Genomic DNA, 24,879 nt, shown 5'->3' with positions numbered 1-24,879 from the left:
ACGCCCGCGTCCTGCCCGCCGCGCGCGGGTCGGCGCGTACGGGCGGCGCGTACGGGCGGCGCGCGGGTCGGCGCGTACGGGCGGCGCGTACGGGCGGCGCGTACGGGCGGCGCGCGGGTCGGCGCGCACGAGAGGCTCGCGGGTCGCCTCCCCGTCAGGGAGTGCGGACGGACGGGAGGATGTGGCCGAAGAACTCGCGATCGCCGGGGAAGACCGGGGTGAGGGTGAGGAACTCGCGCGGCGTCACCCAGCGGACCTCGACGACCTCGCGAGGGTCGGGGACGACCTCGCCGTCATCGACGCGGGCGGTCCACCAGTGCAGCAGGAACACGCCGTCCGCGGCCCGCGACTCCCAGACCTTCGCGGCCGGGGCGACCGTGAGGCCGACCTCCTCGCGCATCTCGCGGACGAGCGCGTCCTGCTGGCTCTCACCCGGTTCGAGCGTGCCGCTCGGCGGCGCCCAGTAGCCGGCATACGGGCGCCGGGCCCCCGTCTGATCACCAGCACCCGCCCGGCCCGCGGCAGGACCGCGACGACCGCCTCACGCCCGGCCATGACACCCGTCCACGACGCCCTCCCGTGAAGTCCGGAACCGAAGCCCGGAACCGCAATCCGGGACCGAAGTCCGGGACCGAAGTCCGGGACGGAGCCTACGCGGTGGTGGGGAAGAGCTGCAGCGCCTGCGCGGCGGCCGCGGCGGCCCCGACCAGTCCCGCGTCGGTGCCGAGCTTCGCGGGCACCACGTCGACACCCGCCGCGAAGGACAGCGTGGCGTAGCGGGACAGATGCTCGCGCAGCGGGTCGAAGAGCAGCGGCCCGGCCGCCGAGACACCGCCGCCGATCACGGCGACGTGGATCTCGACGAGCGTGGCGGTCGCCGCGATGGCGGCGGCGAGGGCCTGGGCGGCGCGGTCGAACGACGCCAGGGCGACCGGGTCGCCCTGGCGGGCGGACGCGGCGACCGCGGCGGCGGTCGGCTGCGCGCCGGCCGGCGGCCGCCAGCCCTCCTCGACCGCGCGCCGGGCGATGTTGGGGCCGCTGGCGATCCGCTCCACGCAGCCGCGCGACCCGCACGGGCACGGGTCGCCGTCGAGGTCCACGCTGATGTGCCCGATGTGCCCGGCGTTGCCGGTCGGCCCGGGCAGGAGGGCACCGCCGAGCACCAGACCGCCGCCGACACCGGTGGACACCACCATGCACAGCGCGTTGTCGTAGCCGCGGGCCGCGCCCTGCCAGTGCTCGGCGGCGGTCATCGCGACACCGTCGCCGGTCAGTACGACGGGCAGGCCGCCGGCCGCCGCCGAGACCCGCGGTACGAGCGGGAAGTCGCGCCAGCCGGGCACGTTGACCGGGCTGACGGTGCCCTGCGCCGCGTCCACCGGACCGGCGCTGCCGATGCCGACCGCGACGGCCCCGGGCCAGTGCGGGGCGGCGCGCAGTTCGGCGAGCACCTCGTCGACCGCGGCCATCACCCGCTCGCCGTCCGCGCTGCCGGGCGTCGGGCGCAGCGCGCGCGCCAGCAACCGCCCCTCGGCGTCGATGAGGGCCCCGGCGATCTTGGTGCCGCCGATGTCCAGTGCGGCCACGATCGGACCGGTCGCGCTGTCAGGGTGCATCGCTGCGGCGTCTCCTTGTGCGTTGTGCGTGCGTCGTGCCCGCGGTGGGCGCTTCGTCATGCGTCGTGTGTGTGGGGGGGTCGTGGGGGCGGGTGTGGCGGGAGTGAACGGGGGCGTGATGCGTGGTGCGTGTGGTCGGCGAGCGGCGGACCGCGGTCGGCACTCGGTCCCCACTGCGGTCTGTCCCTTCCTGCGTTCTGTGTACGTTCTGTGGCGGTCGGATGTGCGCGGAGCGTAGATATTCGGTCGCTGGGCGTTCGTACTACGTGGGTTGTAGGGGCCGTATCGACAAGGGTGCGGACGAGGGTAGTCTCGCCTGATCGTGACAACGTTGTCCATCTCTTGTCGCAGGGAATACTACGACCGTGACCCAAACACCAGGACGTACCCCCCGGCCCACGATGAAGGATGTCGCCGCGCGGGCGGGCGTCGGCCTCAAGACGGTGTCGCGGGTGGTGAACGAGGAACCCGGCGTGACACCTGATACCGCCGCCCGCGTTCAGGCCGCCATCGACGCGCTGGGGTTCCGGCGCAACGACAGCGCGCGACTGCTGCGGACGCGGCGTACGGCGAGCGTCGGCCTGGTGCTGGAGGACCTCGCGGACCCCTTCTACGCGGCGCTCAGCCGGGCCGTGGAGGACGTGGCGCGCTCGCACGGCGCGCTGCTGTTCACCGGGTCCAGCGCGGAGGACCCGCGCAGGGAGCAGGAGCTCGTGCTGGCGTTCTGCGCGCGGCGGGTGGACGGGCTGGTCGTGGTGCCGGCCGGGGACGACCACCGCTACCTCCTGCCGGAGATCGCGGCCGGGGTCGCGACGGTCTTCGTGGACCGGCCGGCCGGGCGGCTGGACGCGGACGTGGTGCTCACGGACAACGCGGGCGGTACGCGGGAGGGCGTCGCGCATCTGATCGCGCACGGCCACCGGCGGATCGGGTTCATCGGCGACCAGCCCGGCATCCACACCGCGGGTGAACGGCTGCGGGGGTACCGCGAGGCGATGGCGGCGGCCGGGCTGACCGTACGGCCCGAGTGGTACGCCATGGGGCCGACCACGCCGGAGCGGGTCGAGGCGGCGCTCGACGCGATGCTGAACGGGGTGGAGCCGGTGACGGCCCTCTTCGCCGGGAACAACCGGGTGACGGTCACCGCGGTGCGCGTGCTCGCGGGGCGGCCGGAGCGGATCGCGCTCGTCGGGTTCGACGATTTCGAGCTGGCGGATGTGCTTGACCCGGCGATCACGGTGGTGGCGCAGGACGCGCCGGGCATCGGGCGGGTCGCCGCGCAGCAGTTGTTCCGGCGGTTGGACGGGATCGCGACGGACGAGGCGAGCCGGACCGAGCTGCCGGTCCGGTTGATCGAGCGCGGCTCGGGCGAGTTCCCGCCCGAGCGGTGAGCGATCCGTCCGGGGCCTGGTGCCGTCGTTTCCCGGAGCGGCGGCCGAACGCAGACAACACGTGAGCCCGGGGCCCGTCGGCATACCTTAAAGGTGTGGCGAGTGAAGACCTGGGACGGACGCTGCGTCGCTTGCGGCGATTGGCCGATCTCACGCAGGAGCAACTGGCGGAGCGTTCCGGTGTGTCGGTGGACGTCATCCGGCAGTTGGAGCAGCGGCGCAAGCACTCGGCGCGACTGCCCACGTTGCACGCGCTCGCCAACGGCCTGGGCGTGGAGCTGACGACGTTGCCCGGGGACCCGCCGGCGGTCGCGGCGACCGGTGAGAACGACGGTCCGCGCTTCGTCGCCGTGCGCCGCGCGATCGGCCTCGCGACCGACCGCCCACGCCCCGGCTCCGACGTCGGACCCCGGCACCCTCCCGCCCGGCGGGTGGTCCCGGGGGGGGTGACAGAGCCGGGGCGCCCGGGGGGTCAGCGGCCGGCGAGGGCCGCGAGGGTGGTGGGGGCGGGGAGCTCCGCGGGGGTGAGGGCGCCGCAGTCGAGGCCGCGCAGGAGGTAGGCCGCGAGGGCGCGGGCGGTGGCGGGCTCGTCGAGGACCGCGGAGGTCGCGGGACCCGCCGAGTCCGCGGTGCCGGTGGAGTCGGCCGTGTACGCGGCGAGGCGGGCGGTGGCGGCGGCCAGGCCCTCGCGGTAGAAGGCGTAGGTGGCCGCGTAGCGGGTGGGGAGGTGGGCCGGGTGCATGTCCCAGCCCTGGTAGTACGCACGGGCGAGGGAGCGGCGTACCAGGCCGTGGTGGAGCCGCCAGGCGGAGTGCACGTCGGTGGTGGAGCCGACCGGGAGCACGTTGGTGGAGCCGTCGGAGAGGCGTACGCCGGTGCCGGCCGCGGCGACCTGCATGACCGCCTTGGCGTGGTCGGCGGCCGGGTGGTCCAGGGACTGGTGGGCGGCGCTGACCCCGCAGGCGGCGCTGTAGTCGAAGGTGCCGTAGTGCAGCGAGGTGGCGCGGCCGCGGGCGGCGTCGATGAGGCGGGGCACGGTGGCGGTGCCGTCGGGGCCGAGGATGGCCTGGGTGGTCTCGATCTGGATCTCGAAGCCGAGCCGCCGCTCGGGTAGCCCCGCGGCCCGCTCGAACTCCTCGCACAGGTCGGCCATCGCGGCGACCTGCTCGGGGAAGGTGACCTTGGGCAGGGTGAGGAGGAGCCCGTCCGGCAGCGCGCCGCCGTCGAGCAGGGTCGTCAGGAACAGGTCGAGCGTGCGGATGCCGCGGTCGCGTACGGCGGCCTCCATGCACTTCATGCGGATGCCGACGTACGGCGGCGCGGTGCCGTCGGCGACGGTGGCGGCGACCGTACGGGCGGCGGCGACGGCCGTGGCGTCCTCCTCCGCGTCCGGGCGCACCCCGTAGCCGTCCTCGAAGTCGATCCGCAGGTCCTCGACGGGCTCGCGGCGCAGCTTGGCGCGGACCAGGTCGTAGACGTCGGCGGCGAGTTCGCCGGACAGGCCGAGCACGGTGCCGAACGCGGCCGGGTCGGGCGCGTGGGTGTCGAGCGCGGCGAGCGCCCGGTCGCCCCAGGCGCGCACGGTGCCGGCGTCGAAGGCGTCGGCGGGCACGTACACGGTGTGCACGGGCTGGCGGGTGGCGCGGTCGCCGGGGTAGCGGCGGGCCAACTCCGCGTCGGTGCCGGCCAGCGCGGCGCCGATCCGCGTGCGTACGGCGTCTGCGAGTGTCGTCACGGCCGGCATCTGCACCCTCCCGGAATTCAACAAATCGTTGAAATGCAAGCTAGCGGGGGCGTACGCACCGGTCAACAGGGCGGCGGCTCGCGTCGGTCGGGTCGCGCGGGGGCGCATCGGCCCCGCGGACGCGCGCATCGGCCTCCCGGACGCGCGTCGGCCCCCGCGCACCACAGCAGCGCGGGGACCGACATGCGTTCAAGCGGCTCAGCCCTTGCGGGCCTTGACCTCATCGGTGAGCTGCGGGACGACGTTGAACAGGTCGCCGACCACGCCGTAGTCGACGAGGTCGAAGATCGGCGCCTCGGCGTCCTTGTTGACCGCGACGATGGTCTTCGAGGTCTGCATGCCGGCCCGGTGCTGGATCGCGCCGGAGATGCCGTTGGCGATGTAGAGCTGCGGGGAGACCGACTTGCCGGTCTGGCCGACCTGGTTGCTGTGCGGGTACCAGCCGGCGTCGACCGCCGCGCGCGAGGCGCCGACCGCGGCGCCCAGCGAGTCGGCGAGCGCCTCGATCACGGAGAAGTTCTCCGCGCCGTTGACCCCGCGGCCGCCGGAGACCACGATCGCGGCCTCGGTCAGCTCCGGCCGCCCGGAGGACTTGCGCGCGGTGCGCGAGACGACCTTGGTGCCGGTGGCCAGCTCGCCGAAGGCGACCGTCAGCGGCTCGACGGTGCCGGCGGCCGGCGCGGACTCGACCGGCGCGGCGTTCGGCTTGACGGTGATCACCGGAGTGCCCTTGCGCACCGTGGACTTGGTGGTGAAGGCGGCGGCGAACACCGACTGGGTGGCGACCGGGCCGTCCGCGCCGGCCTCCACGTCGACGGCGTCGGTGATGATGCCCGAGCCGAGCCGCAGCGCCAGGCGCGCGGCGATCTCCTTGCCCTCCGCGGAGGACGGCACCAGCACCGCGGCCGGGTTCACGGCCTTCGCGGCGGCTTCGAGCGCGTCGACCTTGGGGACGACGAGGTAGTCCGCGAACTCCGGCGCGTCGGCGGCCAGTACGCGGGTCGCGCCGTGCTCGCCGAGCACGGCCGCGGCGGCCTCGGCGCCCGGGCCGAGGTGGACCGCGACAGGCTCGCCGATCCGGCGGGCGAGGGTGAGCAGTTCGAGGGTCGGCTTGCGGACGGCACCGTCCACGTGGTCGACGTAGACGAGGACTTCAGCCATGGGAATCGTTCTCCTGCGAATTCGGGAAGGGGCGGCGGGCCATCGGATGGGGCGGCGGCGCGGCCGAGGCTCAGATGAACTTCTGCGCGGCCAGGAACTCGGCGAGCTGCTTGCCGCCCTCGCCCTCGTCCTTGACGATCGTGCCCGCACTGCGCGCGGGGCGCGCCGTGGCGTCCTGCACCGCGGTCCAGGCGCCGCCCAGACCCACCTCGGCCGCGTCCACACCGAGGTCGGACAGGTCGAGCGTCTCCAGCGGCTTCTTCTTCGCGCCCATGATGCCCTTGAAGGACGGGTAACGGGCCTCGCCGGACTGGTCGGTGACCGACACCAGCGCCGGCAGCGCCGCCTCCAGTTCCTCGCTCGCCACGTCACCGTCACGGCGGCCGGTGACCTTCCCGTCGGCGACCGCGACCTCCGACAGCAGCGTCACCTGCGGGATGCCCAGCCGCTCGGCCAGCAGCGCCGGCACCACGCCCGCGGTGCCGTCGGTGGACGCCATGCCGGTGACGACCAGGTCGTAGCCGATGTGCTCGATGGCCTTGGCCAGCACCAGCGAGGTGCCGATGATGTCGGTGCCGTGCAGCGCGTCGTCCTCGACGTGCACGCCCTTCGCCGCGCCCATCTGCAGCGCCTTCAGCACCGCGCCGCGCGCGTCCTCGGGGCCGATCGTGACCGCGGTGACCTCCGCGTCGTCGGCGGCCTCCGCGATCTGGAGCGCCTGCTCCACGGCGTACTCGTCAAGCTCCGACAGCAGGCCGTCGACCGCGTCGCGGTCGGTGGTCAGGTCCTCGGCGAAGTGACGGTCACCCGTGGCGTCGGGCACATACTTCACTGCGACTACGATCCTCAAGCTCACGCCTGCTCTCCTACTGCTTCCGTCCTGCACGTCTTCGTGAACTGCCCAGGTTAGGCGCCCGCGGTGGCGGCTCCCTGCCAGGGCACGGCTACTACCCCGCCGAATATATTACTCGTCAGTACACAGAGGTGCTTACCCAGGCGCAAGGGCCTTGAACTGTGACGTGCCCGACGCGCCCACCTGTCCCGTTCAGTGGAACAACCGGTGGTACCCGCCCTGATGGTGGACCAGCGGCCCGCCGGGCCCGTGCGGGTCGCCGGCGACGGCCCGGGCCACCACGATCCGGTGGTCGCCGGCCGGCACCCGGCCCACCACCCGGCCGACCAGCCAGGCGGCCACGCCGTCGAGCAACGGCACTCCGTGCGGGCCGGACGACCAGCCGGTCGGCGGCCCGAACCGGTCCGCCCCCGAGCGGGCGAAGACCGCGGCGAGTTCGCGCTGGTGGTCGCCGAGGACGTGCACGCCGACGTGCTCGGCGGTGGAGAGCGCCGGCCAGCAGGAGGACCCGACGCTGATGCCGAAGGAGAACAGCGGGGGTTCGACGGCCACCGAGACGAGCGAGGTCGCGGTGAAGCCGACCGGACCGTGCACGCCCTGGGCGGTGACCACGGCGACGCCCGCGGCATGGCGGCGGAAGACCGAGCGGAAGACGTCCGGGTCGATGTCGGGGGCGTCCGGGCCGGCCGAGGCGAGGTCGTGCGTTGCGGTCACGGGTGGGTACGTCCTTCCGCGGCGAGCGGGCGGGGCGGCGGCCCCTCGGGCCGGGCCGACCGTCGGGGCTGGGAGGCGGCGGTGCTCAGCGAACCGGGCGGCACACACGGGCGTGTCGGCCGGATGCGGCAGCGGCAGGGGGGCTCTGCGGCGAGTCTCGGGACATCACGTCAGAGTGACGATTCGCGGCGTCAACCGTCAAGAGCGCACGGGCAGATGCAAGGACCGTCACACCGGCCCCGCGTCGCGCCGGACGGGTGCCCGCGACCCGATGCCGCCGCCGCGACCGACCCCGCCCCCGCTGCCGACCGCGCCCCCGGTCACCGCCGCCCGTGCGCCCGCCGCGCTCACCGCCGCCCGCCCGCAGAACGCCGTCCGCGGACCCCCGCGCTCAGACCGCGGCGCCCAGCGCGGCGATCACGTCGGCCGTACGCGGCTGTCCTGCCGCCCTGCGCACCACCGCGCCCTGCGCGTCGAGCACGAACACGGTCGGGGTCTTCAGCACGTCCAGCCGCCGCACCAGTTCGAGATGCGCCTCGGCGTCGATCTCCACGTGCCGCACGCCGTCCACCATGCCCGCCACCTCACCCAGCACCCGCCGGGTGGCGCGGCAGGGCGCGCAGAAGGCGCTGGAGAACTGCACCAGCGTGGCCCGCTCCCCCAGCGGCTCCCCGAGGTCGTCGGCCGTCAGCCGCTGCCCGCCGTCCTTGGCCCGCACCCTGATCCTCCCGTCCCGGCGCCGGTGCACGATCCCGTAGCCGCTCGCGGCCACGAGCACGGCCAGGCAGACGATCAGTCCGGTCACGGCGGTCGCGCCTCCCTCGTCGTTCGTTCGTACCCCGTCGCGTCCCTCGCGCCGCGGGCGTCCTCGCACCACGTGCCTACGGGCCCGCCGGCCGCGCCGGCAAGTCCACCGTGGGCAGCGTTCACGCGACCGCAATGATTCCCGCGGGTGCGGCACACCGTCCTTGGGCGATGATTCCAGCCATGCAGATCGATGTACGAGGGCCCCGCTTCGGTGCCGCGGTGACCACGGTGGTCCTCGCGGTGGTGCTGGTCACCGGCAGCGGCCGGCTGCTGGCGGCGCAGGCGGTCGTCTTCGCCGTCGGCGCGGCGGCCGGCGCGTCCAGGTCGCCCTACGGATGGGTGTTCCGGGCCCTGCTCCGGCCGCGGCTCGGGCCGCCGACCGCGACGGAGGACGCGGCGCCGCCGCGTTTCGCGCAGGCCGTCGGGCTGTTCTTCGCGGTGCTCGGCACCATCGGCTACCTGGTGGGGCCGCAGTGGCTGGGCCTGGCGGCCACCGCGTGCGCGCTGGCCGCCGCCTTCCTCAACGCGATGTTCGCCTACTGCCTGGGCTGCGAGATGTACCTGCTGCTGAAGCGGGCCACGGCCGCCTGAGCGGGGACCGGCCGGGGTCCGGGACCGCCGGTCTCACTCCAGCGCGGTCGGCAGCCGTGTCGCCAGTTCCGTACGGTCGGCGGACTCCCGCAGCGCGGCGAGCACCGCCGCGGGCGGGGCCGCGTACACCGTCGGGTAGTCGTACTCGCCGCTCTCGGGCCGCACGGGGAAGGCCAGCCGCTCCTGGCCGAGGGAGAAGCGGGCGTCGACACCGGGTTTGTTGCCGCGCGGGTCCTGCCGGGCCCAGCGGTCGCCGCCGGGCAGCAGCAGTGCGACGAGCCCGTGCACGACCGGCCGGCCGTCGTCCTCGGTGAGCCGCTGGTAGCACAGCCCCGCGGGGATGCCCTCGGCGCGCAACAGGGCAGCCAGGGCGTGGGACTTGGCGTAGCAGATCCCGTTGCGGGTGCGCAGCACCTCGGAGGCGCGCCAGCTGACGCGGTCGTCGCCGCTGTCGAAGGAGTGCGGCACCTCGTCGCGCACGTAGTCGTACGCGGCCTTCGCATACTCATACGGCGTGGATGCACCGGAGCGCAGCAGCGCGGCGGTCTGCCGGACCTGCGGATGGTCGTGGTCGAGCACCTCGTCGGCGCCGAGATACGCGGAGAGGTCGGTGGTTTCCGGGATGGGCTCCATGCTGGAGGAGCCTACGGAGCCACCGACCTCTCGATCAATCACTTTACGAAGCTACGCATATTCATGCACTATCCGGCCCGCATCTCCTCGGCGATCGCGGCGGCGAAGCCGTCCACGTCCTCCTCGGTGGTGTCGAAGGAGCACATCCAGCGCACCTCGCCGGTCGCCTCGTCCCAGAAGTAGAAGCGGTAGCGCTTCTGCAGCCGCTCGCTGACCTCGCGGGGCAGCAGCGCGAACACCGCGTTGGCCTGGACCCGTTGGGTGACCGTCACCCCGTCGATGTCCCGCACCGCGCGCTCCAGCCGGCGGGCCATCGCGTTGGCGTGCGAGGCGCTGCGCAGCCACAGGTCGCCGGCGAACAGCGCCTCGAACTGCACGGACACGAAGCGCATCTTGGACGCGAGCTGCATGGACAGCTTGCGCAGGTGCTTGAGCGCGCGGACCCGCTCGGGGTTGAGCACGACCACGCACTCGCCGAGCAGCAGGCCGTTCTTGGTGCCGCCGACCGACAGGATGTCCGCGCCCGCGTCGGTGGTGAAGCGGGACAGCGGCTGCCCCAGGCTCGCGGCGGCGTTGGCGATCCGGGCGCCGTCGATGTGCACGGCCATGCCCAGCGCGTGGGCGTGGTCGCAGATCGCCTTGATCTCCTCCGGGGTGTAGCAGGTGCCCAGCTCGGTGCTCTGAGTGATCGACACCACCTGCGGCTGCGCGCGGTGCTCGTCGTCGAAGCCGTACGCCTGCCGGTCGATCAGCTCGGGGGTGAGCTTGCCGTCCTCGGTGGGCACGGTGAGCAGCTTCAGGCCGCCGACCCGCTCGGGCGCGCCGCACTCGTCGACGTTGATGTGCGCGGACTCCGCGCAGATCACCGCACCCCAGCGCTCGGTGACCGCCTGGAGGGAGGTGACGTTGGCGCCGGTGCCGTTGAAGACCGGGAAGACCTCGGCGGTCGGGCCGAAGTGGCCGCGGAAGAGCTCCTGCAGGTGGTCGGTGTACGCGTCGGCGCCGTAGGACACCTGGTGGCCGCCGTTGGCCAGGGCGAGGGCGGCCAGCACTTCGGGGTGCACCCCGGCGTAGTTGTCGCTGGCGAAGCCCCGGGTGCCCGGGTCGTGGCGCCGTACGGCGTCGGTGTCGCGGGTGGAGGTGGGGTCGGTGGACTCGGTCACGGTCGGGGCGTCAGCCACTGTCGGGTCCCGTTCACTTGCTGAGGGCTTGCGTTCCACACGTCCGCGATGGCCTCGGCGAGGTCGCGCACGTCGGTGAAGCCGGCGAATTTGGCGTTGGGGCGCTGGGCCCGCATCTCATCGTGCACCAGGGCCTTGATCACCAGTACGGTGGCCGCCGCGCTGGGGGCGTCACCGCCGAGCTTGCGGAACGAGTCGCCCATGGCCAGTGTCCACGCCTCGGCGGCGGCCTTGGCGGCGGCGTACGCCGCGTTGCCGGCCGTGGGCGCGCTGGCGCCGGCCGCGCTGATCAGGACGTACCGGCCGCCGGGGCTGCGCAGCAGGCCGTCGTGGAAGGCGAGGGTGGTGCGCTGGACGGTGCGTACCAGCAGGTCGTGCAGCACGTCCCAGTCGGCGAGTTCGGTCTCCGGGAAGGACGCGGAGCCGCGCCATCCGCCGACCAGGTGCACCAGGCCGTCGACCCGGCCGTGGTCCTTCTCGATCCGGCCGGCCCAGTCCTGCGCGGCCTCCAGGTCCAGCAGGTCCACCACCTCGCCGGTGATGTCGGCGCCGCCCGCGTCGTAGCGCGCGGCGTCGACCGCCTGCGCCAGCCGCTCGGGGTCCGCGTCGGCCGCGACCACATGGCTGCCGGCCCTGGCCAGCCGCTGGAGCACGGCCCGTCCGGCCGGTCCTGCCGCGCCCGCGACCGCGATCACCGCGCCGTCGAGCCCGCCTGTGTACGTGTCGGTCGTCATCTCCGCCTCCTCGCCTGCACCGGTCACGCGGCACCTCGCAGCGCGCTGTTCCCGGTGATGCCCCGGGTTGAGGCAATCGTCTCGCGGAGCTTCTTCGCAAGGGCCTCGTAGAACATGCTGAGCGGAAACTCGTCCGGCAGCACGTCGTCCACCAGCTTGCGCGGCGGGAGCGACAGGTCCAGGGCGTCCGCGCCCTTGGCCCAGACCGAGCCGGGGTTCGGCGAGAGGTACGTCGCGACCAGGTCGTAGGCGGCCAGCCAGTGCACGAGCTTGGGCCGGTCGATGCCGTCGCGGTAGAGCGTCTCGATCTCGCCGCACAGTTGCGTGGTGACCTGGGGCGCGCGCTCCCAGTCGATGTGCAGGGTGTTGTCCGTCCAGCGGACGGCGTCGTGCTTGTGCAGGTAGGCGAAGAGCAGCTGGCCGCCGAGGCCGTCGTAGTTGCGCACGCGCTCGCCGGTGACCGGGAAGCGGAAGAGCCGGTCGAAGAGGATCGCGTACTGCACGCCCAGGCCCATCGGGTGGCCCTCGGCCTGGAGCGTGACCGCCTCCTTGAAGGTGGTCAGGTCGCAGCGCAGCTCCTCCAGGCCGTACATCCAGAACGGGGCGCGCTGCTTGATCATGAACGGGTCGAACGGCAGGTCGCCGTGGCTGTGGGTGCGGTCGTGGATCATGTCCCACAGCACGTAGGTCTGCTGGGCGAGCTCCTGGTCGTCGACCAGGCGGGCGGCGTCCTCGGGCAGGTCGAGGCCGAGGGTGTCCACGGCGGCGGAGGTGACCGCGCGGAAGCGGGCGGCCTCGCGGTCGCAGAAGATCGCGCCCCAGGTCCAGCGGTCGGGCGCCTTGCGCACGGCGACGGTCTCGGGGAAGAGCACCGCGGAGTTGGTGTCGTAGCCCGGGGTGAAGTCCTCGAAGGTGATCGGCACGAACTGCGGGTTGTCGTAGCGGGTGCGCTCCAGCTCGGCGAGCCACTCCGGCCACACCACCCGGAAGACGACCGCTTCGAGGTTGCGGTCCGGGTTGCCGTTCTGGGTGTACATCGGGAAGACGACCAGGTGCTGGAGGCCGTCGCGCCGGTCGGCGGCGGGCTGGAAGGCCAGCAGCGAGTCGAGGAAGTCGGGTACGGCGAAGCCGCCGTCGGCCCAGTGGCGCAGGTCGGTGGTCAGGGCGCGGTGGTACGCCTCGTCGTGCGGCAGCAGCGGGGCGAGCTGTTCGAGGGCGTCGATGACGCGGCCGAGCGTGCGGGCGGCGTCGTCGCGGGTGGGCGCGTCCTCGGCGTCGAAGTCGATCGAACCGTCCTTGCGCTGCCAGGGCCTGATCGCCTCGACCGCCTGCTTCAGCACGGGCCACTGGGGGTGTCCGAGCACGCCTTCGCCGGATATCCCGCCTCCGGTCGCCACCTTCGACGAAAGAACTTCGCCCATGACCCCTCCTCCACAAAAGAAACTGTCGTGCGAACAGCGTAGCCATGGCCGGGCCCCGTCTTCAAGGCCACTTCCTTGAGATTGTGCGGTCAAGGCCGCTGAAGGCCGTAGTTTTTACGGCCCGACTCCGGGATGGGGCGCTAAAAGTTGCGATGGGCGCCGAGGTGTGCCCGGGCGCGGCAAGGCCGGCCGAGACCCCGCGGCGGCACCCGGGAGGGCCGTCCGGGACGGGCTGGGGGGCGGGCGTCGTGGCGGCGTCGGGCAGGCCGCTCAGGGGCGCCGGGGCGGTCAGACGGCAGGCCGGACGGTGGCACTAGGGTGCCCTCATGAGCTTCCTCACCGTGGGCCATCGCGGGGTCATGGGCGTCGAGCCGGAGAACACCCTGCGGTCCTTCCGCCGCGCGGAGCGCGAGGGCGTGGACCAGGTCGAACTGGACCTGCACCTGAGCAAGGACGGCGCCCTGGTCGTCATGCACGACGCCTCGGTCGACCGCACCACCGACGGCACCGGCCCGATCAGCGACCTCACCCTCGCCGAGATCCGCCGCCTGGACGCGGGGCAGGGCGAGGGCGTACCGGTCTTCGAGGAGGTCCTGGACCGCGTGACGTGCCCGATCCAGGCCGAGATCAAGGACACCGCCGCCGCAAGGGTGCTCGCCTCGGTGCTGCGCGAGCGCGACGAGACCGGCCGGGTCAGCGTGCTGTCCTTCCACGACGACGCCCTCGCCGAGATCCACACCCTGCTGCCCGAGGTCGCCACCGTGCTCGTCGCGAGCGACCTCGGCCCGGACATCGTGCCGCGTGCCCAGGCCGTCGGCGCCCGCCTGGTCAGCCTCGACCTCACCCAGCTCACCCTCGACGTCGTGAGCCGCTGCCACGCGGCCGGGATCGCCGTCATGGCCTGGAGCGTCAACACCCCGCAGGACTGGGCGCTGACCCGCGCGCTGGGCCTGGACGGCGCCGCCACCGACCTGCCGCCCGCGCTGGGCCGCGACCGCACACCGGCGGACGGGGTCTCGGCGCCGTAAGGCGTCAGCCATACGCCGTAAGGCATGATCCCTAAGCCGTCAGCCGTCACCTGGCGCGATGACGTCGCGACCGACCGCGTACGGCCGGAAACACCGCGGACACAAAGGTCCGGCATCCGGACGGAGTGCCGAATGACGTGGACAGATCGGCCCGCCGGGTGCCAAGGTCCCGCCATGCGTCCCGCGATCCTCCCGTCCCGTCATCGCGCGGCCCTCGCCGCGGCCGCCCTGCTCACCCTGGCCCTGGCCGCCTGCTCCCCGCAGGACGACGGTGACTCCTCGGCGGCGTCCTCGCCGTCCGGCAGCGCCTCCGGCACCACCGCCGGCGCGTGCAGCCCCGGCGGGCTCGCCACCCGCACCGCGGGCAAGTTCACCGTCGGCACCGACAACCCGGCGTACGACCCCTGGTTCGTCGACGACAAGCCGTCCAACGGCAAGGGCTACGAGTCCGCCGTCGCCTACGCGGTGGCGAAGCAACTCGGCTACACCGGCGACCAGGTGGTCTGGCAGAAGGTGCCGTTCAACAGCGCCTTCTCGCCGGGTGCCAAGAACTTCGACGTGGACATCAACCAGGTCTCGATCACCCCCGAACGCCGCAAGACGGTGGACTTCTCCCCCGGCTACTACGACGTGCGGCAGGCGGTCGTCGCGCCCAAGGGCTCGAAGATCGCCGGGGCGCGCTCGCTGGCCGACCTGAAGAACGCGAAGCTCGGCGCCCAGGTCGGCACCACCAGCCTCGACGTCATCGACGACCTGGTGAAGCCCACCAAGCAGCCCGCGGTCTTCCAGCGCAACGACCTCGCGGTGGCCGCCCTCAAGAACGGCCAGGTGGACGGCATCGTGGTCGACCTTCCCACCGCCTTCTACGTCACCGGCGCCCAGGTCCCCGATGCCAAGGTGATCGGGCAGTTCTCCACCACGGGCACCACACCGGAGCAGTTCGGGATGGTGCTGGACAAGGGCAGCAAGCTCACGCCGTGCGTCTCGCAGGCGGTCACGGCGCTGCGCAAGGACGGCACGCTCGCCGCGCTGGAGAAGAAGTGGCTGTCGGACGCGGTGAACGCCCCGGTGCTCAAGTGACCGTCCAGGACGGACCGGAGCGCGGCGGCGGGGACGTCACCGCTCCCGCGCCACCGGCCGCGGCGCGGGACCTTGGCGGCGGCACGACGAGTGCCCCGGACGAGTACCGCCCCTCGGCGCGGCGGGTCGCGCGGGAGCGCTACCGGCGCACCCGCACCCGCCGCGCGTTCGCCGTCGCCACGGCCAGCACCCTGGCGACGGCCGCCGTGCTGTACGCGCTGATCGTCAACTCGCCCGGCTGGGACCGCACCCGGCAGACGTTCTTCGACGCCCACTACGCGCGGATCTCCCTCCACCCGATCCTGCACGGCCTGTGGCTGAACCTGCGGCTGCTGGCGGTGTGCGGCGCGGTCGTCCTGGTCGCCGGGCTGCTGATGGCGCTGCTGCGCACCCTGCGCGGCCCGGTGTTCTTCCCCGTCCGCGCCCTGGCGACGGCCTACGTGGACTTCTTCCGCGGGCTGCCGCTGATCATCTGCATCCTGCTGTGCGTCTTCGGCATCCCCGCGCTGCGGCTGACCGGGGTGACCAACAACCCCGTGCTGCTCGGCGCGTTCGCGCTCTGCCTGACCTACACCGCCTACGTGGCCGAGGTGTTCCGCGCGGGCATCGAGAGCGTGCACCCCAGCCAGCGCGCCGCCGCCCGCTCGCTCGGCCTCAGCAACGCCCAGGCGATGCGCTACGTCGTGCTGCCGCAGGCCGTCCGCCGGGTGGTGCCCCCGCTCCTCAACGACCTGGTCTCCCTGCAGAAGGACACCGGCCTGGTCTCGATCGGCGGCGCGGTGGACGCGGTCTACGCCGCGCAGATCATCGCCAGCCGCGACTTCAACTACACGCCCTACGTCATCGCGGGCCTGATCTTCGTGGCGATCACCATCCCCATGACGCGCTTCACCGACTGGGTGGCCGCGCGGATGAACCGGCGGCAGTCGCAGGGAGGCGCGGTATGAGCGCGGAAGGCCGCCCGGCGGACGGGCCGAAGGCCGGCGGGGCCGAGTCCGGCAAGGCGAAGACCGGCGGGCCGAAGGACGTCGGGGCGCGCCCCGGCGGGGCGAAGGACATCGGGGCGACGGGCCTCGGGGCCGGGCCCGGCGACGCGGGTGAACGGCCGGCCGCCGCACCCGCACCCGGGGCTGAACCCGCGCTGCGCGCCGAACCCGTGCTGCGCTTGGAGGCCGTCCGCAAGACCTACGGCGAGACCGTGGTGCTGCGCGACATCGCGCTCGACGTGCCCGCGCACACCGTCACCGCGCTGATCGGCGCGTCCGGCTCGGGCAAGTCCACGCTGCTGCGCTGCGCGAACCTGCTGGAGGACGTCGACGACGGCGCGATCTTCCTGGACGGCGAGGACATCACCGACCCGCGCACCGACGTCGACGACGTACGGCGCCGGATCGGCGTCGTCTTCCAGGCGTACAACCTCTTCCCGCACATGACGGTGCTGGACAACATCACCCTCGCGCCCCGCCGCGTGCACAAGGAGCCGCGCCCGCAGGCCGAGGCCCGGGCCCGGGAACTGCTGGAGCGGCTCGGCCTGGCCGACCGCGCCCGCGAGTACCCGGACCGGCTCAGCGGCGGCCAGCAGCAGCGGGTCGCGCTGCTGCGCGCGGTCGCGACCCGGCCGCGTCTGCTGCTCCTCGACGAGATCACCGCCGCGCTCGACCCGGAACTGGTCGGCGAGGTGCTCGCGGTGGTCCGCGATCTCAAGGAGGAGGGCATGACGATGGTGATCGCCACCCACGAGATGGCCTTCGCCCGCGAGGTCGCCGACCAGGTGTGCTTCCTCGACGGCGGTGTGATCCTGGAGCGCGGCACCCCCGCCGAGGTCTTCGGCGCCCCCCGCGAGCGGCGTACCCAGGACTTCCTGCGGCGCATCACGGCGGCCGGGCGGCTGTGAGCGCGGCGCCGAGCCGAGGCCGTACGGCAGGCGGCCGCGGTCAGCCGAGCCGCTTCGTCAGCAGCTCGAACTCCAGGTCGTCGCGGGTGGGGCGGCCGAACCGCTCCTGGCCGTAGGGGAAGGGCGACATCTCACCGGTGCGGGAGTAGCCGCGGCGCTCGTACCAGGCGATCAGCTCCTCGCGGGCGCTGATCACCGTCATGTGCATCTCGGACACGCCCCACTCCTTCGCGGCGACGCGCTCGGCCTCGGCGATGATCACCTTGCCGAGGCCGGCGCCCTGGAGCGAGGGGCGGACCGCGAACATGCCGAAGTAGGCGTGCAGGCCGCGGTGTTCGAGCTGGCAGCAGGCCACCGGCTCACCGTCGCGCTCGACCACCAGCATCATGCCGTCCGGCTTCTCCACCACGTCCAGCACGCCCTGCGGGTCGGTCCGCTGCCCCTCGATGAGGTCCGCCTCGGTGGTCCACCCGGTGCGGCTGCTGTCGCCGCGGTAGGCGGACTCGACCAGGGCCACGAGCGCGGTCACGTCGGCGGGGGTCGCGGGGCGGAAGCTGAGGGATGCGGTGTCCATGCCGGTCAGGCTACCGAAGGCGGCCACCGTCGCCGAGGCCCGCGCACCGGCCGGCAGGCGGCGCCCCCGCGCGTGGTGCCGCCCCCGCCGAGGGGGCGCGCGCCGATCCGGCGCACTCCCCCGGGCGATCCCGTGCGCTCGGCTGCGCGCCCGCCTGGCCGGGTAGGACCCGAACGGACAGGCGGACCCGACGGGACCGGGCCGCGGCCGTGCCGGGGTGGGGCGTGCCGGTCGGGGCGGCTCGGCACGGCTCGGAGCAGAGCGGACGGGAGGGGGATCACCGATGCGCGAACCGCTGCTGGTCGCATGGCTCCTCGTGGCGCTGAGCGCGGCCGCCGCCGTGTCGTGCCTGGTGCGCGCCGAGAACAAGGACGAGGCGGTGATGGGCGCCGGCATGGCGGTGATGGCCGTGCCGGTCTCCGTGCTCGACCCGCACCGCTGGGCCGCCCCCGTCTTCGCCGTCGTCTACGCGATGGCCGCGCTGCGCGCCGTGCTCCCCGGCCGGCACCCCTCGGGCCACCGGGTGCACCACGTGGTCTGCTCGGCCGCCATGGTCTACATGGCGGTGGCCATGGCGCGGGCCGCGCCGTCCGGAGCGGGGCACACCATGGTGATGGGCGGGGCCGGCAGCTCCGCGGTGACCGGCCTGTTCCTCCTCTACTTCGCGGTCTACGTGCTGCGTACGGGCGTGCGGCTCGCGTACGCGCCCGTGCCCGTGTCGGCGCCCGGCGGGTTGATACCCGGCGCCGCCACGGTCGCTGTCACGGTCGCCGGACCGGCCGCCGTGCCATCGGGCGGAGCCTCACCCGGGCCGTCGCCACGCGGGCCGTCGCGCGGGCGGGTACAACTGCGGCACGCCCCCGAGGTGGCCGTCGCCTGCCGGGTCTCGATGGCGTTGGGCATGGTCGTGATGCTGCTCGTCATGTGAGCCGCGCGTCGCGCGCGGCCCGGACGGCCGCACGGACCCGGTGAGTCGTGCGTCACATCGGCGCGCTGCCACGTCCCTGTGAGCAAGGCGACTCCTAGGGTGATCAGCATGACGGTCCCGTTCGTGCTGCTGGTTCTCGGCGCACTGGCGGCGGCGACGGCGCCGCGTCTGCTCGCACGTGCCGACTGGCCCGAGCGCGAGCCGGTACTCGCCCTGTGGGTGTGGCAGTGCGTGGTCGCCGCGGTGCTGCTGTGCTGCGTGTCGGCGATGGCGCTCACCGCCTCGGCCGCCTGGGTGGCGGTCCGCGGCCACGTCTTCGCGTTCGCGCCGCGCGGCGTCGAGGACGCCTACGGGCTGCCCGGATACGGCCGGTGGGCCGGCGCGCTCGCGGTCCTGCTCGCGCTCGGCGGCGTGTGGACCGCGGCGATGCTCACCCGCGAGGTGCGCACCGCCCGGGGCCGGCGGCGCTCCCGCCGGGCCGAACTCCAGGTGCGCGCGCCCCGGCTGCCCGGCGAGTCCGTGCCGCCCGGCGAGCGGCTGGTGGTGCTGGAGGACCCCCGTTCCGACGCGTGGTGGCTGTCCGGCGCGGAGCCGCGGCTGGTGATCACCACGGCCGCGCTCGGCCGGCTCAAGGGACGCCAACTCGACGCCGTCATCGCCCACGAGCAGGGCCACGCCCGCGCCCGGCACGACCTCCTGCTGCACTGCGCGGGCGCGCTCGCCGGCGGGTTCCCCCAGGTCCCGGTCTTCGCCGCCTTCCGCGACCAGGTCCATCACCTGATCGAACTCGCCGCCGACGACACCGCGTCGCGCCGCTTCGGCCGCCTCACCACTGCCCTCGCGCTGGTCGAACTCAACGAGCCGCGCGGGGTCTTCGGCCCCTCCCCCGGGCCGCTCGCCGAACTCCCCGGCCGCGTCAACCGCCTGCTGGCACCGGTCCCGCGGCTCCCCGTCGCCCACCGGCTGCGGCTGACCGTCCTGTCGCTGCTGGTCCCGGCCGTCCCCCTGATCATCACCTTCGGCCCCGGCCTGCACGCCCTGACCTGACCTGCCGGGTGCGACGACCCGCCCCGCCGGCCCGGCCGTCCGAAAACACACCGTGCACCCGAACCGCCCCGGAACGCGTCTGGAATGCTGGAGCCGAGCGACCACTACCGGGGAGGCACCATCAAGGCGGTCATGTTCGATTTCTCGGGCACCCTGTTCCGGATCGAGCCCTGCGAGCGATGGCTCAGGGGCGCGCTCGCGGCCGAGGGCATCGAGGTCGCGGACGACGAAGTCATCAAGTACGCACAGGAGTTGGAGCGGGTCGGCGCGCAGCCCGGCGGGCAGTCGCCCACCGTGGTGCCGGCGGACCTGGTCGAGGTGTGGCAGGCGCGGGACCTGACCGCGGAGCTGCACCGAGAGGCGTACACGGCCCTGTCCCGCGCGGCGGGGCTGCCGTGGGACGTGCACGACGCGCTGTACGAACGGCACCGCACCCCCGCGGCGTGGCAGCCGTATCCGGACACCGCTCAGGTGCTGGCCGGCCTGCGCGAACGCGGGGTGCCGGTGGCGGTGGTGAGCAACATCGGCTGGGACCTGCGCCCGATCTTCCGGGTGCACGGCGTGGCGGACGACATCGACGCCTTCGTGCTCAGCTACGAGTACGAGGTGCAGAAGCCGGACCCGCGGCTGTTCCAGGTGGCGCTGGAGGCGCTCGGCGTCACCGGCGACGCGGTGCGGGAAGCGGTGATGGTCGGGGACAACGCGGCGGCCGACGGCGGCGCGGCGGCCCTGGGCTGCCGGTTCCTGCTGGTGGACCCGCTGCCGGTCGCGGACCGGCCCGACGCGCTGCTCGCCGTGCTGGACCCGCCGGACGGTACGGAGCCGGACGGTACGGAGCCGGACGGTACGGAAAGCGCTCACCGGGAGCCGGAGCGGGACGAGCCGTAGGGAGTACATCGGGCGCCTGCTCCGGCGATCCCCCGTGTCGCCGGAGCCGGCGCCCGATCCCCGTACACCCGCCATCCATCTGGCCCGGCGAGCCGCGTTGAGTATATTGGCTCGCAGCCAGTCAACGCAGGAGTTCATCATGTCCCCTCGTAGCGCATCGGTCAATGAAGCGATGCGTCAGCGTTCGATCGATCGCCTCCTGCAGGCGACCGTCGAACTGGTCGAGGAGCGCGGCTACGAGGCCACGACGCTGGCCGACATCACGCGGCGGGCCGGTTCCGCCCGCGGCCTGGTGTCGTACTACTACTCGGGCAAGCGCGCGCTGGTGCAGTCCGCGGTGCACCGGTTGATGAACCAGGAGCTGACCGCGGCGCTGGAGGCGGAGCCGGCCCCGGCCGAAGGCGACGAGGTGCTGGCGCGGGCGATCGACGCCATCCTCGGGCTGACCGTCACGCACACCAAGCTGATGCGCATCCACATGGCCCAGATACTCGCGGACGAGGGCTTCATCCAGTGCCCGGAGCAGCAGCGGCTGGCGGCGCTGCTGGAGTTGGCGGTGACGCGGTGGGGCGCACAGGCGCCGCAGGAGGAGTACCGGCTGCTGCGGGCGCTGCTGATGGGCGCGACCGTGGCCCTGCTGCTGCCGGGGGCGCCGATGCCGGTGGCCCGGCTGCGGGCGGAGCTGTTCCAGCGGTACGGCCTGAACTGGCAGGCGGGCTCGCCGCCTTGCCCGCAGGACCCGCGCGACCAGCAGGACCGGTCCGGGACCGCCCGCGCCGTCGAGGGCTCCTGACCCGGGCCCGGCACCTGGGAACGGGCCCGGCACCTGGGACCTTGATCGCGGACTCCGGTACGCGGCACGGCTGTTGAGCCAGTAGAGTGACGGACCGTGACTGCGCGACCGTTGCACGAAATCGTCGAGGCGGGCTGGGCGAAGGCGCTCGAACCCGTGGCGGACCGGATCGCGGCGATGGGGGACTTCCTCCGGGCCGAGATCGCCGCCGGCCGCACCTACCTGCCGTCGGGGGCGAACGTGCTGCGCGCGTTCCAGCAGCCCTTCGACGAGGTGAAGGTGCTGATCGTCGGCCAGGACCCGTATCCGACACCGGGGCACGCGGTCGGCCTGAGCTTCTCGGTGGCGCCGGACGTACGGCCGCTGCCGGGCAGCCTGGAGAACATCTTCCGCGAGATGCACGGCGACATCGGCGCCCCCCGGCCGTCCAACGGCGACCTGACGCCCTGGACGCAGCAGGGCGTGCTGCTGCTCAACAGGGCGCTGACCACGGCGCCGCGCCGCCCGGCCGCGCACCGCGACAAGGGGTGGGAGCAGGTGACCGAGCAGGCGATCAGGGCGCTGGCCGGCCGCGGCCGGCCGCTGGTGTCGATCCTGTGGGGCCGCGACGCGCGCAACGCGCGGCCGCTGCTGGGCGAGCTGCCCGCGATCGAGTCCGCGCACCCGTCGCCGATGTCGGCGGACCGGGGCTTCTTCGGGTCGCGCCCCTTCAGCCGCGCCAACGATCTGCTGGCGCAGCAGGGCGCCCAACCGGTGAACTGGCAACTGCCCTGAGCCGCGCCCCACGGTAGTCTGCCCGGGTGACGACGCACTCCAACACCCCGGCCGGCTGGTACGCCGACCCGCAGGGCACTCCGAATCTGCTCCGGTACTGGGACGGCGCCCAGTGGACCGAGCACACCAACCCCGGCCAGGTCCCGGGCCAGCAGGGCGCGCCCAAGCAGGAGGGCGGCAACGCCTGGGAGCTGGACGTCAGCCGCGCGCCCGACCCGGCGAAGATCCAGCACCAGGTCCAGGGCCAGGCCGGTGTGATGTCGCCCGGCTACGGCGGCGGCACCCTGTTCACCGAGCCGGTGCTCGTGGTGAACCAGAAGGCCAAGCTGATCGAGCTGGTCAACGAGTACACCGTCTTCGACCAGAACGGCCGCACCCTGGGCTCGGTGGTGGAGGTCGGCCAGAGCACCGCCAAGAAGGTGCTGCGGTTCGTCTCCAGCGTGGACCAGTTCCTCACCCACAAGCTGGAGGTGCGGGACGCCCAGGGCCAGCCGCACCTGGTGCTCACCCGCCCGGCGAAGTTCATCAAGTCCAAGGTGCTGGTGCACCGCGCCAACGGCGAGCCGCTGGGCGAGATCGTCCAGCAGAACGCCTTCGGCAAGATCAAGTTCGGCTTCATGTACAACGGCCAGCAGATAGGCGCGATCAAGGCCGAGAACTGGCGGGCCTGGAACTTCGCCATCGTGGACCACACCGACACCGAGATCGGCCGGATCACCAAGACCTGGGAAGGTCTGGCCAAGACGATGTTCACCACGGCCGACAACTACGTGCTGCAGATCCACCGGCAGCTCGCCGACCCGCTGCTGAGCATGGTCGTGGCGTCCGCGCTCACCGTGGACACCGCGCTCAAGCAGGACTCGCGCGGGCTCGGCTGAGGCGTGCGGCACTCCTCCTCCGACACCGGCCCCTCCTGGGTGCTGGGCGTCGACTCCGGCGGCTCCGGCGTGCGGGTGGCCCTCGCGCCCGCCGACGCGGTCACCGGCCCCACGGGGTCGGCGGACCATGCGCGGACGCCCGTCACCGTGGACACCTCCGTGGCGACCGTGGCCGCCGCCGACCGCCCCGCCGTCACCGGGCCGCGCGGCATCGACGCGGCGAGCCTGCTGGAGCGCGTCCTGCCGCTCGTCGAGGGGCTGATGGCCGCCGCCGGGGCGCGGCGGATCGCGGCCGCCTGCGTCGGCGCGGCCGGGATGGCCACCCTCGGCGACGACCTGCGGGACCGCCTGCCGGACGCCCTCGCCGACGCCTTCGGGGTACGGCGCCTGGCGCTGGCCGGCGACGCCGTGACGGCGTACGCGGGCGCGCTCGGCCTGCGCCCCGGCGTGGTCGTGGCCGCGGGCACCGGCATGATCGCGCTCGGCACCTCGGCCGACGACGGCGGTTGGCGCCGCGCGGACGGCTGGGGCCATCTGCTGGGCGACGCCGGCGGCGGCGCCTGGATCGGCCGGGCCGGCCTGGACGCGGCGATGCGCGCCCACGACGGGCGGGCCGGCGGCTCGCCGGCGCTGCTGGCCGCGGCCGAGAAGCAGTTCGGGCCGCTGGACGCGATGCCGGGCCGGCTCTACCCGCGGCCGGACCGGGCGGCGGTGCTCGCCTCGTTCGCGCCGCAGGTGGCGCTCCACGCGGGCGACGACCCGGTGGCCGCCGGAATCCTGCGGCAGGCGGCGCGGCACATCCTGGAGTCGGCCGCCGCCGTACGACCCGGCACCGGCCCGGTGGACGTGGCGCTGGCCGGCGGGCTGTTCAGGACGGGCGAGCCGCTGCTGGGGCCGCTGCGGGAACTTGCGGCCGAACTGCTGCCCGGCGCCACGCTCGTGCCGGCGGCGGGCGACCCGCTGGACGGCGCGGTGCTGATCGCCGGCGCCACCCACCACGGCCACCTCACCCTGCCGCTCGACCCGGGGCTGCTCACGGTGACGGACCGCCCGGGCGCGTGAGGCCGGCGCCGCCCGTACCGGTCGGGCTCGCCCACTGACCGAACGTGACCGGTGAAACGGACACTTCTGGACAGGTCTGACCTCCTTCGCACCCGGGCGAACAAGCAGGTGGCGCAAGGCGTTAGCATGCGTCGCCATGAGCAATGCCACAGGGCCCGCCTCCGGCCTCCCCGTTCGAATGCCGCGTCCGCGCCAGCCGGGACGACACCGCCGCCCGGAGGCGCTCAGCGCGCCCGAGGGCTCGCCGGTGCTGGTCCTCGCCGTGCCGGGCACCCCGACCGCAGCGGCGCTCAGCCTGGCCGAGGAGGTCGTGAGCATCGCGCGCTCCGAGCTGTCCGGGCTCGACCCCCGGATCGCCTTCGTGGACGGCGAGGACGGCGACCTGGACGAGTTCCCGTCGCTGCGGGGCGTGCTGGACCAGGTGGCGGTCGAACGGCCCGGAGAGGACACCTCGGCGGTCGTGGTGCCGCTGCTGGCCGGCCCCGAGGCGGCCGTGCTGCGCCGGATCAAGCAGGCGATGGTGGACAGCAAGGCGCAGGTGGAGCTGACCGACGTGCTCGGCCCGCACCCGCTGCTCGCCGAGGCGCTGCACGTCCGGCTGTCGGAGGCGGGCCTGGCCCGCGCCGACCGCGCCCGGCTGTTCACGGTCGCCACGGCGGCCGACGGCATCATCCTGGCCACGGTGGGCGGCGAGGAGGCGGCGCAGGCCGCCGGCGTCACCGGGCTGCTGCTGGCCGCGCGGCTCGCGGTGCCGGTGCTGGCCGCCGCGTTGGACGTGGACGGCGCGATCGCGGGCACCGCCGAGCAGTTGCGGTCCTCGGGCTCCTCCACGCTGGCGCTCGCACCGTGCCTGATCGGCCCGGAGATCGCCCCGCAGCTCCTGCACACCGCGGCCGCGGAGGCGGGCTGCTCGGGCGCCGACGCGCTCGGGCCGTACCCGGCGGTCGGCAAGCTCGTGGTGACGCAGTACGCGACGGCGCTGGGCATCGCGCTCCAGCCGGTGCAGCAGGGCGGCGCTCAGCAGCAGTGACAGGGGCTCCCCTGCCGCCCGTCACGGGGCCGCTGGGAGGCGAACGGCGCGGGCGCC

At 73.9% G+C, this 24,879-nt stretch carries 25 protein-coding genes and 2 pseudogenes; 15 read left to right on the top strand and 12 right to left on the bottom strand.

Annotated elements, in window-relative coordinates; genetic code table 11:
* Nucleotides 1-154: 154 nt before the first annotated feature.
* Both OG370_RS37295 and OG370_RS37290 read right to left on the bottom strand, forming a co-directional pair.
* Nucleotides 155-424: pseudogene (locus OG370_RS37295) on the bottom strand (NUDIX domain-containing protein); the annotation flags it as partial.
* 226 nt (nucleotides 425-650) lie between these two features.
* Complete coding sequence (locus OG370_RS37290; RefSeq protein WP_328472252.1) at nucleotides 651-1,616, bottom strand: ROK family protein; 966 nt, start codon at nucleotides 1,614-1,616, stop codon at nucleotides 651-653.
* Nucleotides 1,617-2,017: 401 nt separating this feature from the next.
* Here OG370_RS37290 and OG370_RS37285 point away from each other — a divergent pair, with 401 nt between their 5' ends.
* Together OG370_RS37285 and OG370_RS37280 are read left to right on the top strand one after the other, a co-directional pair.
* Nucleotides 2,018-3,007, top strand: coding sequence for a LacI family DNA-binding transcriptional regulator (locus tag OG370_RS37285; RefSeq protein WP_328472250.1), 990 nt, complete (start codon nucleotides 2,018-2,020; stop codon nucleotides 3,005-3,007).
* A 95-nt stretch (nucleotides 3,008-3,102) separates the two neighbouring features.
* Nucleotides 3,103-3,399: pseudogene (locus OG370_RS37280) on the top strand (helix-turn-helix domain-containing protein); the annotation flags it as partial.
* Between the two features lie 80 nt (nucleotides 3,400-3,479).
* On the opposite strand, the gene OG370_RS37275 reads toward OG370_RS37280, so the two are convergent.
* The 5 genes from OG370_RS37275 to OG370_RS37255 form a co-directional block, all read right to left on the bottom strand.
* Entirely contained in the window at nucleotides 3,480-4,751 is a 1,272-nt protein-coding gene (locus tag OG370_RS37275; RefSeq protein WP_328472248.1) for a DUF6986 family protein, read from the bottom strand.
* 198 nt (nucleotides 4,752-4,949) lie between these two features.
* On the bottom strand, nucleotides 4,950-5,912 hold the full coding sequence (locus OG370_RS37270) for an electron transfer flavoprotein subunit alpha/FixB family protein (protein WP_328472246.1): 963 nt from the start codon (nucleotides 5,910-5,912) through the stop codon (nucleotides 4,950-4,952).
* A gap of 70 nt (nucleotides 5,913-5,982) precedes the next feature.
* Nucleotides 5,983-6,768 carry an electron transfer flavoprotein subunit beta/FixA family protein gene (locus OG370_RS37265; protein ID WP_328472244.1) on the bottom strand — a complete coding sequence of 262 codons (786 nt, stop codon included), beginning with the start codon at nucleotides 6,766-6,768 and terminating at the stop codon, nucleotides 5,983-5,985.
* 189 nt (nucleotides 6,769-6,957) lie between these two features.
* The gene (locus OG370_RS37260) at nucleotides 6,958-7,479 is read right to left on the bottom strand and encodes a flavin reductase family protein (protein WP_328472242.1); all 522 of its coding nucleotides are present in this window, start codon (nucleotides 7,477-7,479) and stop codon (nucleotides 6,958-6,960) included.
* A 391-nt stretch (nucleotides 7,480-7,870) separates the two neighbouring features.
* Nucleotides 7,871-8,284 carry a TlpA family protein disulfide reductase gene (locus tag OG370_RS37255; protein ID WP_328472240.1) on the bottom strand — a complete coding sequence of 138 codons (414 nt, stop codon included), beginning with the start codon at nucleotides 8,282-8,284 and terminating at the stop codon, nucleotides 7,871-7,873.
* Between the two features lie 182 nt (nucleotides 8,285-8,466).
* On the opposite strand from OG370_RS37255, the gene OG370_RS37250 reads away from it, so the two are divergent.
* Complete coding sequence (locus tag OG370_RS37250) at nucleotides 8,467-8,877, top strand: DUF4395 domain-containing protein (protein WP_328472238.1); 411 nt, start codon at nucleotides 8,467-8,469, stop codon at nucleotides 8,875-8,877.
* A 33-nt stretch (nucleotides 8,878-8,910) separates the two neighbouring features.
* On the opposite strand, the gene OG370_RS37245 is transcribed toward OG370_RS37250, so the two are convergent.
* The 4 genes from OG370_RS37245 to OG370_RS37230 all read right to left on the bottom strand — a co-directional run bounded on the left by OG370_RS37245 (nucleotide 8,911) and on the right by OG370_RS37230 (nucleotide 12,846).
* On the bottom strand, nucleotides 8,911-9,510 hold the full coding sequence (locus tag OG370_RS37245; RefSeq protein ID WP_328472236.1) for a transglutaminase-like domain-containing protein: 600 nt from the start codon (nucleotides 9,508-9,510) through the stop codon (nucleotides 8,911-8,913).
* Nucleotides 9,511-9,578: 68 nt separating this feature from the next.
* Entirely contained in the window at nucleotides 9,579-10,691 is a 1,113-nt protein-coding gene (locus OG370_RS37240) for a threonine aldolase family protein (RefSeq protein WP_443060814.1), read from the bottom strand.
* Entirely contained in the window at nucleotides 10,670-11,425 is a 756-nt protein-coding gene (locus OG370_RS37235; RefSeq protein WP_328472232.1) for an SDR family oxidoreductase, read from the bottom strand. The genes OG370_RS37240 and OG370_RS37235 overlap by 22 nt, the downstream gene beginning before the upstream one ends.
* Before the next feature lie 23 nt (nucleotides 11,426-11,448).
* A complete protein-coding gene (locus OG370_RS37230; protein ID WP_328472230.1) occupies nucleotides 11,449-12,846 on the bottom strand; it encodes a DUF6421 family protein in 1,398 nt (465 codons plus the stop codon).
* 326 nt (nucleotides 12,847-13,172) lie between these two features.
* On the opposite strand from OG370_RS37230, the gene OG370_RS37225 reads away from it, so the two are divergent.
* The 4 genes from OG370_RS37225 (at nucleotide 13,173) to OG370_RS37210 (ending at nucleotide 16,848) form a co-directional block, all read left to right on the top strand.
* Complete coding sequence (locus OG370_RS37225) at nucleotides 13,173-13,874, top strand: glycerophosphodiester phosphodiesterase (RefSeq protein ID WP_328472228.1); 702 nt, start codon at nucleotides 13,173-13,175, stop codon at nucleotides 13,872-13,874.
* A gap of 174 nt (nucleotides 13,875-14,048) precedes the next feature.
* Nucleotides 14,049-14,954 carry an ABC transporter substrate-binding protein gene (locus OG370_RS37220; RefSeq protein WP_328472226.1) on the top strand — a complete coding sequence of 302 codons (906 nt, stop codon included), beginning with the start codon at nucleotides 14,049-14,051 and terminating at the stop codon, nucleotides 14,952-14,954.
* Nucleotides 14,951-15,901 carry an amino acid ABC transporter permease gene (locus OG370_RS37215; RefSeq protein ID WP_328472224.1) on the top strand — a complete coding sequence of 317 codons (951 nt, stop codon included), beginning with the start codon at nucleotides 14,951-14,953 and terminating at the stop codon, nucleotides 15,899-15,901. The genes OG370_RS37220 and OG370_RS37215 overlap by 4 nt, the downstream gene beginning before the upstream one ends.
* 194 nt (nucleotides 15,902-16,095) lie before the next feature.
* A complete protein-coding gene (locus OG370_RS37210; RefSeq protein WP_328474776.1) occupies nucleotides 16,096-16,848 on the top strand; it encodes an amino acid ABC transporter ATP-binding protein in 753 nt (250 codons plus the stop codon).
* Between the two features lie 40 nt (nucleotides 16,849-16,888).
* On the opposite strand, the gene OG370_RS37205 is transcribed toward OG370_RS37210, so the two are convergent.
* Nucleotides 16,889-17,422 carry a GNAT family N-acetyltransferase gene (locus OG370_RS37205; protein WP_328472222.1) on the bottom strand — a complete coding sequence of 178 codons (534 nt, stop codon included), beginning with the start codon at nucleotides 17,420-17,422 and terminating at the stop codon, nucleotides 16,889-16,891.
* 283 nt (nucleotides 17,423-17,705) lie between these two features.
* On the opposite strand from OG370_RS37205, the gene OG370_RS37200 reads away from it, so the two are divergent.
* From OG370_RS37200 to OG370_RS37165, 8 genes are all read left to right on the top strand, one after another.
* Nucleotides 17,706-18,350 (top strand): DUF5134 domain-containing protein, encoded by a 645-nt coding sequence (locus OG370_RS37200; protein WP_328472220.1) that lies wholly within the window; start codon nucleotides 17,706-17,708, stop codon nucleotides 18,348-18,350.
* Between the two features lie 108 nt (nucleotides 18,351-18,458).
* The gene (locus tag OG370_RS37195; RefSeq protein WP_328472218.1) at nucleotides 18,459-19,397 is read left to right on the top strand and encodes a M56 family metallopeptidase; all 939 of its coding nucleotides are present in this window, start codon (nucleotides 18,459-18,461) and stop codon (nucleotides 19,395-19,397) included.
* A gap of 84 nt (nucleotides 19,398-19,481) precedes the next feature.
* Nucleotides 19,482-20,285, top strand: coding sequence for an HAD family hydrolase (locus tag OG370_RS37190; RefSeq protein ID WP_328472216.1), 804 nt, complete (start codon nucleotides 19,482-19,484; stop codon nucleotides 20,283-20,285).
* A 139-nt stretch (nucleotides 20,286-20,424) separates the two neighbouring features.
* Nucleotides 20,425-21,078, top strand: a complete 654-nt coding sequence (locus tag OG370_RS37185) for a TetR/AcrR family transcriptional regulator (RefSeq protein WP_328472214.1) — start codon at nucleotides 20,425-20,427, stop codon at nucleotides 21,076-21,078.
* 96 nt (nucleotides 21,079-21,174) lie between these two features.
* Entirely contained in the window at nucleotides 21,175-21,852 is a 678-nt protein-coding gene (locus OG370_RS37180) for a uracil-DNA glycosylase (RefSeq protein WP_328472212.1), read from the top strand.
* Between the two features lie 26 nt (nucleotides 21,853-21,878).
* A complete protein-coding gene (locus tag OG370_RS37175; RefSeq protein ID WP_328472210.1) occupies nucleotides 21,879-22,730 on the top strand; it encodes a phospholipid scramblase-related protein in 852 nt (283 codons plus the stop codon).
* A gap of 3 nt (nucleotides 22,731-22,733) precedes the next feature.
* Complete coding sequence (locus OG370_RS37170) at nucleotides 22,734-23,792, top strand: N-acetylglucosamine kinase (RefSeq protein ID WP_328472208.1); 1,059 nt, start codon at nucleotides 22,734-22,736, stop codon at nucleotides 23,790-23,792.
* Nucleotides 23,793-23,928: 136 nt separating this feature from the next.
* Nucleotides 23,929-24,822 carry a sirohydrochlorin chelatase gene (locus tag OG370_RS37165; protein WP_328472206.1) on the top strand — a complete coding sequence of 298 codons (894 nt, stop codon included), beginning with the start codon at nucleotides 23,929-23,931 and terminating at the stop codon, nucleotides 24,820-24,822.
* Nucleotides 24,823-24,879: the final 57 nt, after the last annotated feature.

The organism is Streptomyces sp. NBC_00448, from assembly GCF_036014115.1.
Lineage (GTDB): Bacteria > Actinomycetota > Actinomycetes > Streptomycetales > Streptomycetaceae > Actinacidiphila.
Note: the sequence above shows the minus strand (reverse complement) of the source record. Positions and strands in the feature narration are given on the sequence as shown.

Coding starts and splice junctions, on each gene's coding strand:
- OG370_RS37195 (WP_328472218.1), top strand. CDS start 18,459: ATGACGGTCCCGTTCGTGCTGCTGGTTCTCGGCGCACTGGCGGCGGCG.
- OG370_RS37225 (WP_328472228.1), top strand. CDS start 13,173: ATGAGCTTCCTCACCGTGGGCCATCGCGGGGTCATGGGCGTCGAGCCG.
- OG370_RS37275 (WP_328472248.1), bottom strand. CDS start 4,751: ATGCCGGCCGTGACGACACTCGCAGACGCCGTACGCACGCGGATCGGC.
- OG370_RS37205 (WP_328472222.1), bottom strand. CDS start 17,422: ATGGACACCGCATCCCTCAGCTTCCGCCCCGCGACCCCCGCCGACGTG.
- OG370_RS37165 (WP_328472206.1), top strand. CDS start 23,929: ATGAGCAATGCCACAGGGCCCGCCTCCGGCCTCCCCGTTCGAATGCCG.
- OG370_RS37250 (WP_328472238.1), top strand. CDS start 8,467: ATGCAGATCGATGTACGAGGGCCCCGCTTCGGTGCCGCGGTGACCACG.
- OG370_RS37285 (WP_328472250.1), top strand. CDS start 2,018: ATGAAGGATGTCGCCGCGCGGGCGGGCGTCGGCCTCAAGACGGTGTCG.
- OG370_RS37290 (WP_328472252.1), bottom strand. CDS start 1,616: ATGCACCCTGACAGCGCGACCGGTCCGATCGTGGCCGCACTGGACATC.
- OG370_RS37200 (WP_328472220.1), top strand. CDS start 17,706: ATGCGCGAACCGCTGCTGGTCGCATGGCTCCTCGTGGCGCTGAGCGCG.
- OG370_RS37185 (WP_328472214.1), top strand. CDS start 20,425: ATGTCCCCTCGTAGCGCATCGGTCAATGAAGCGATGCGTCAGCGTTCG.
- OG370_RS37270 (WP_328472246.1), bottom strand. CDS start 5,912: ATGGCTGAAGTCCTCGTCTACGTCGACCACGTGGACGGTGCCGTCCGC.
- OG370_RS37220 (WP_328472226.1), top strand. CDS start 14,049: ATGCGTCCCGCGATCCTCCCGTCCCGTCATCGCGCGGCCCTCGCCGCG.
- OG370_RS37230 (WP_328472230.1), bottom strand. CDS start 12,846: ATGGGCGAAGTTCTTTCGTCGAAGGTGGCGACCGGAGGCGGGATATCC.
- OG370_RS37190 (WP_328472216.1), top strand. CDS start 19,482: ATGCTGGAGCCGAGCGACCACTACCGGGGAGGCACCATCAAGGCGGTC.
- OG370_RS37245 (WP_328472236.1), bottom strand. CDS start 9,510: ATGGAGCCCATCCCGGAAACCACCGACCTCTCCGCGTATCTCGGCGCC.
- OG370_RS37235 (WP_328472232.1), bottom strand. CDS start 11,425: ATGACGACCGACACGTACACAGGCGGGCTCGACGGCGCGGTGATCGCG.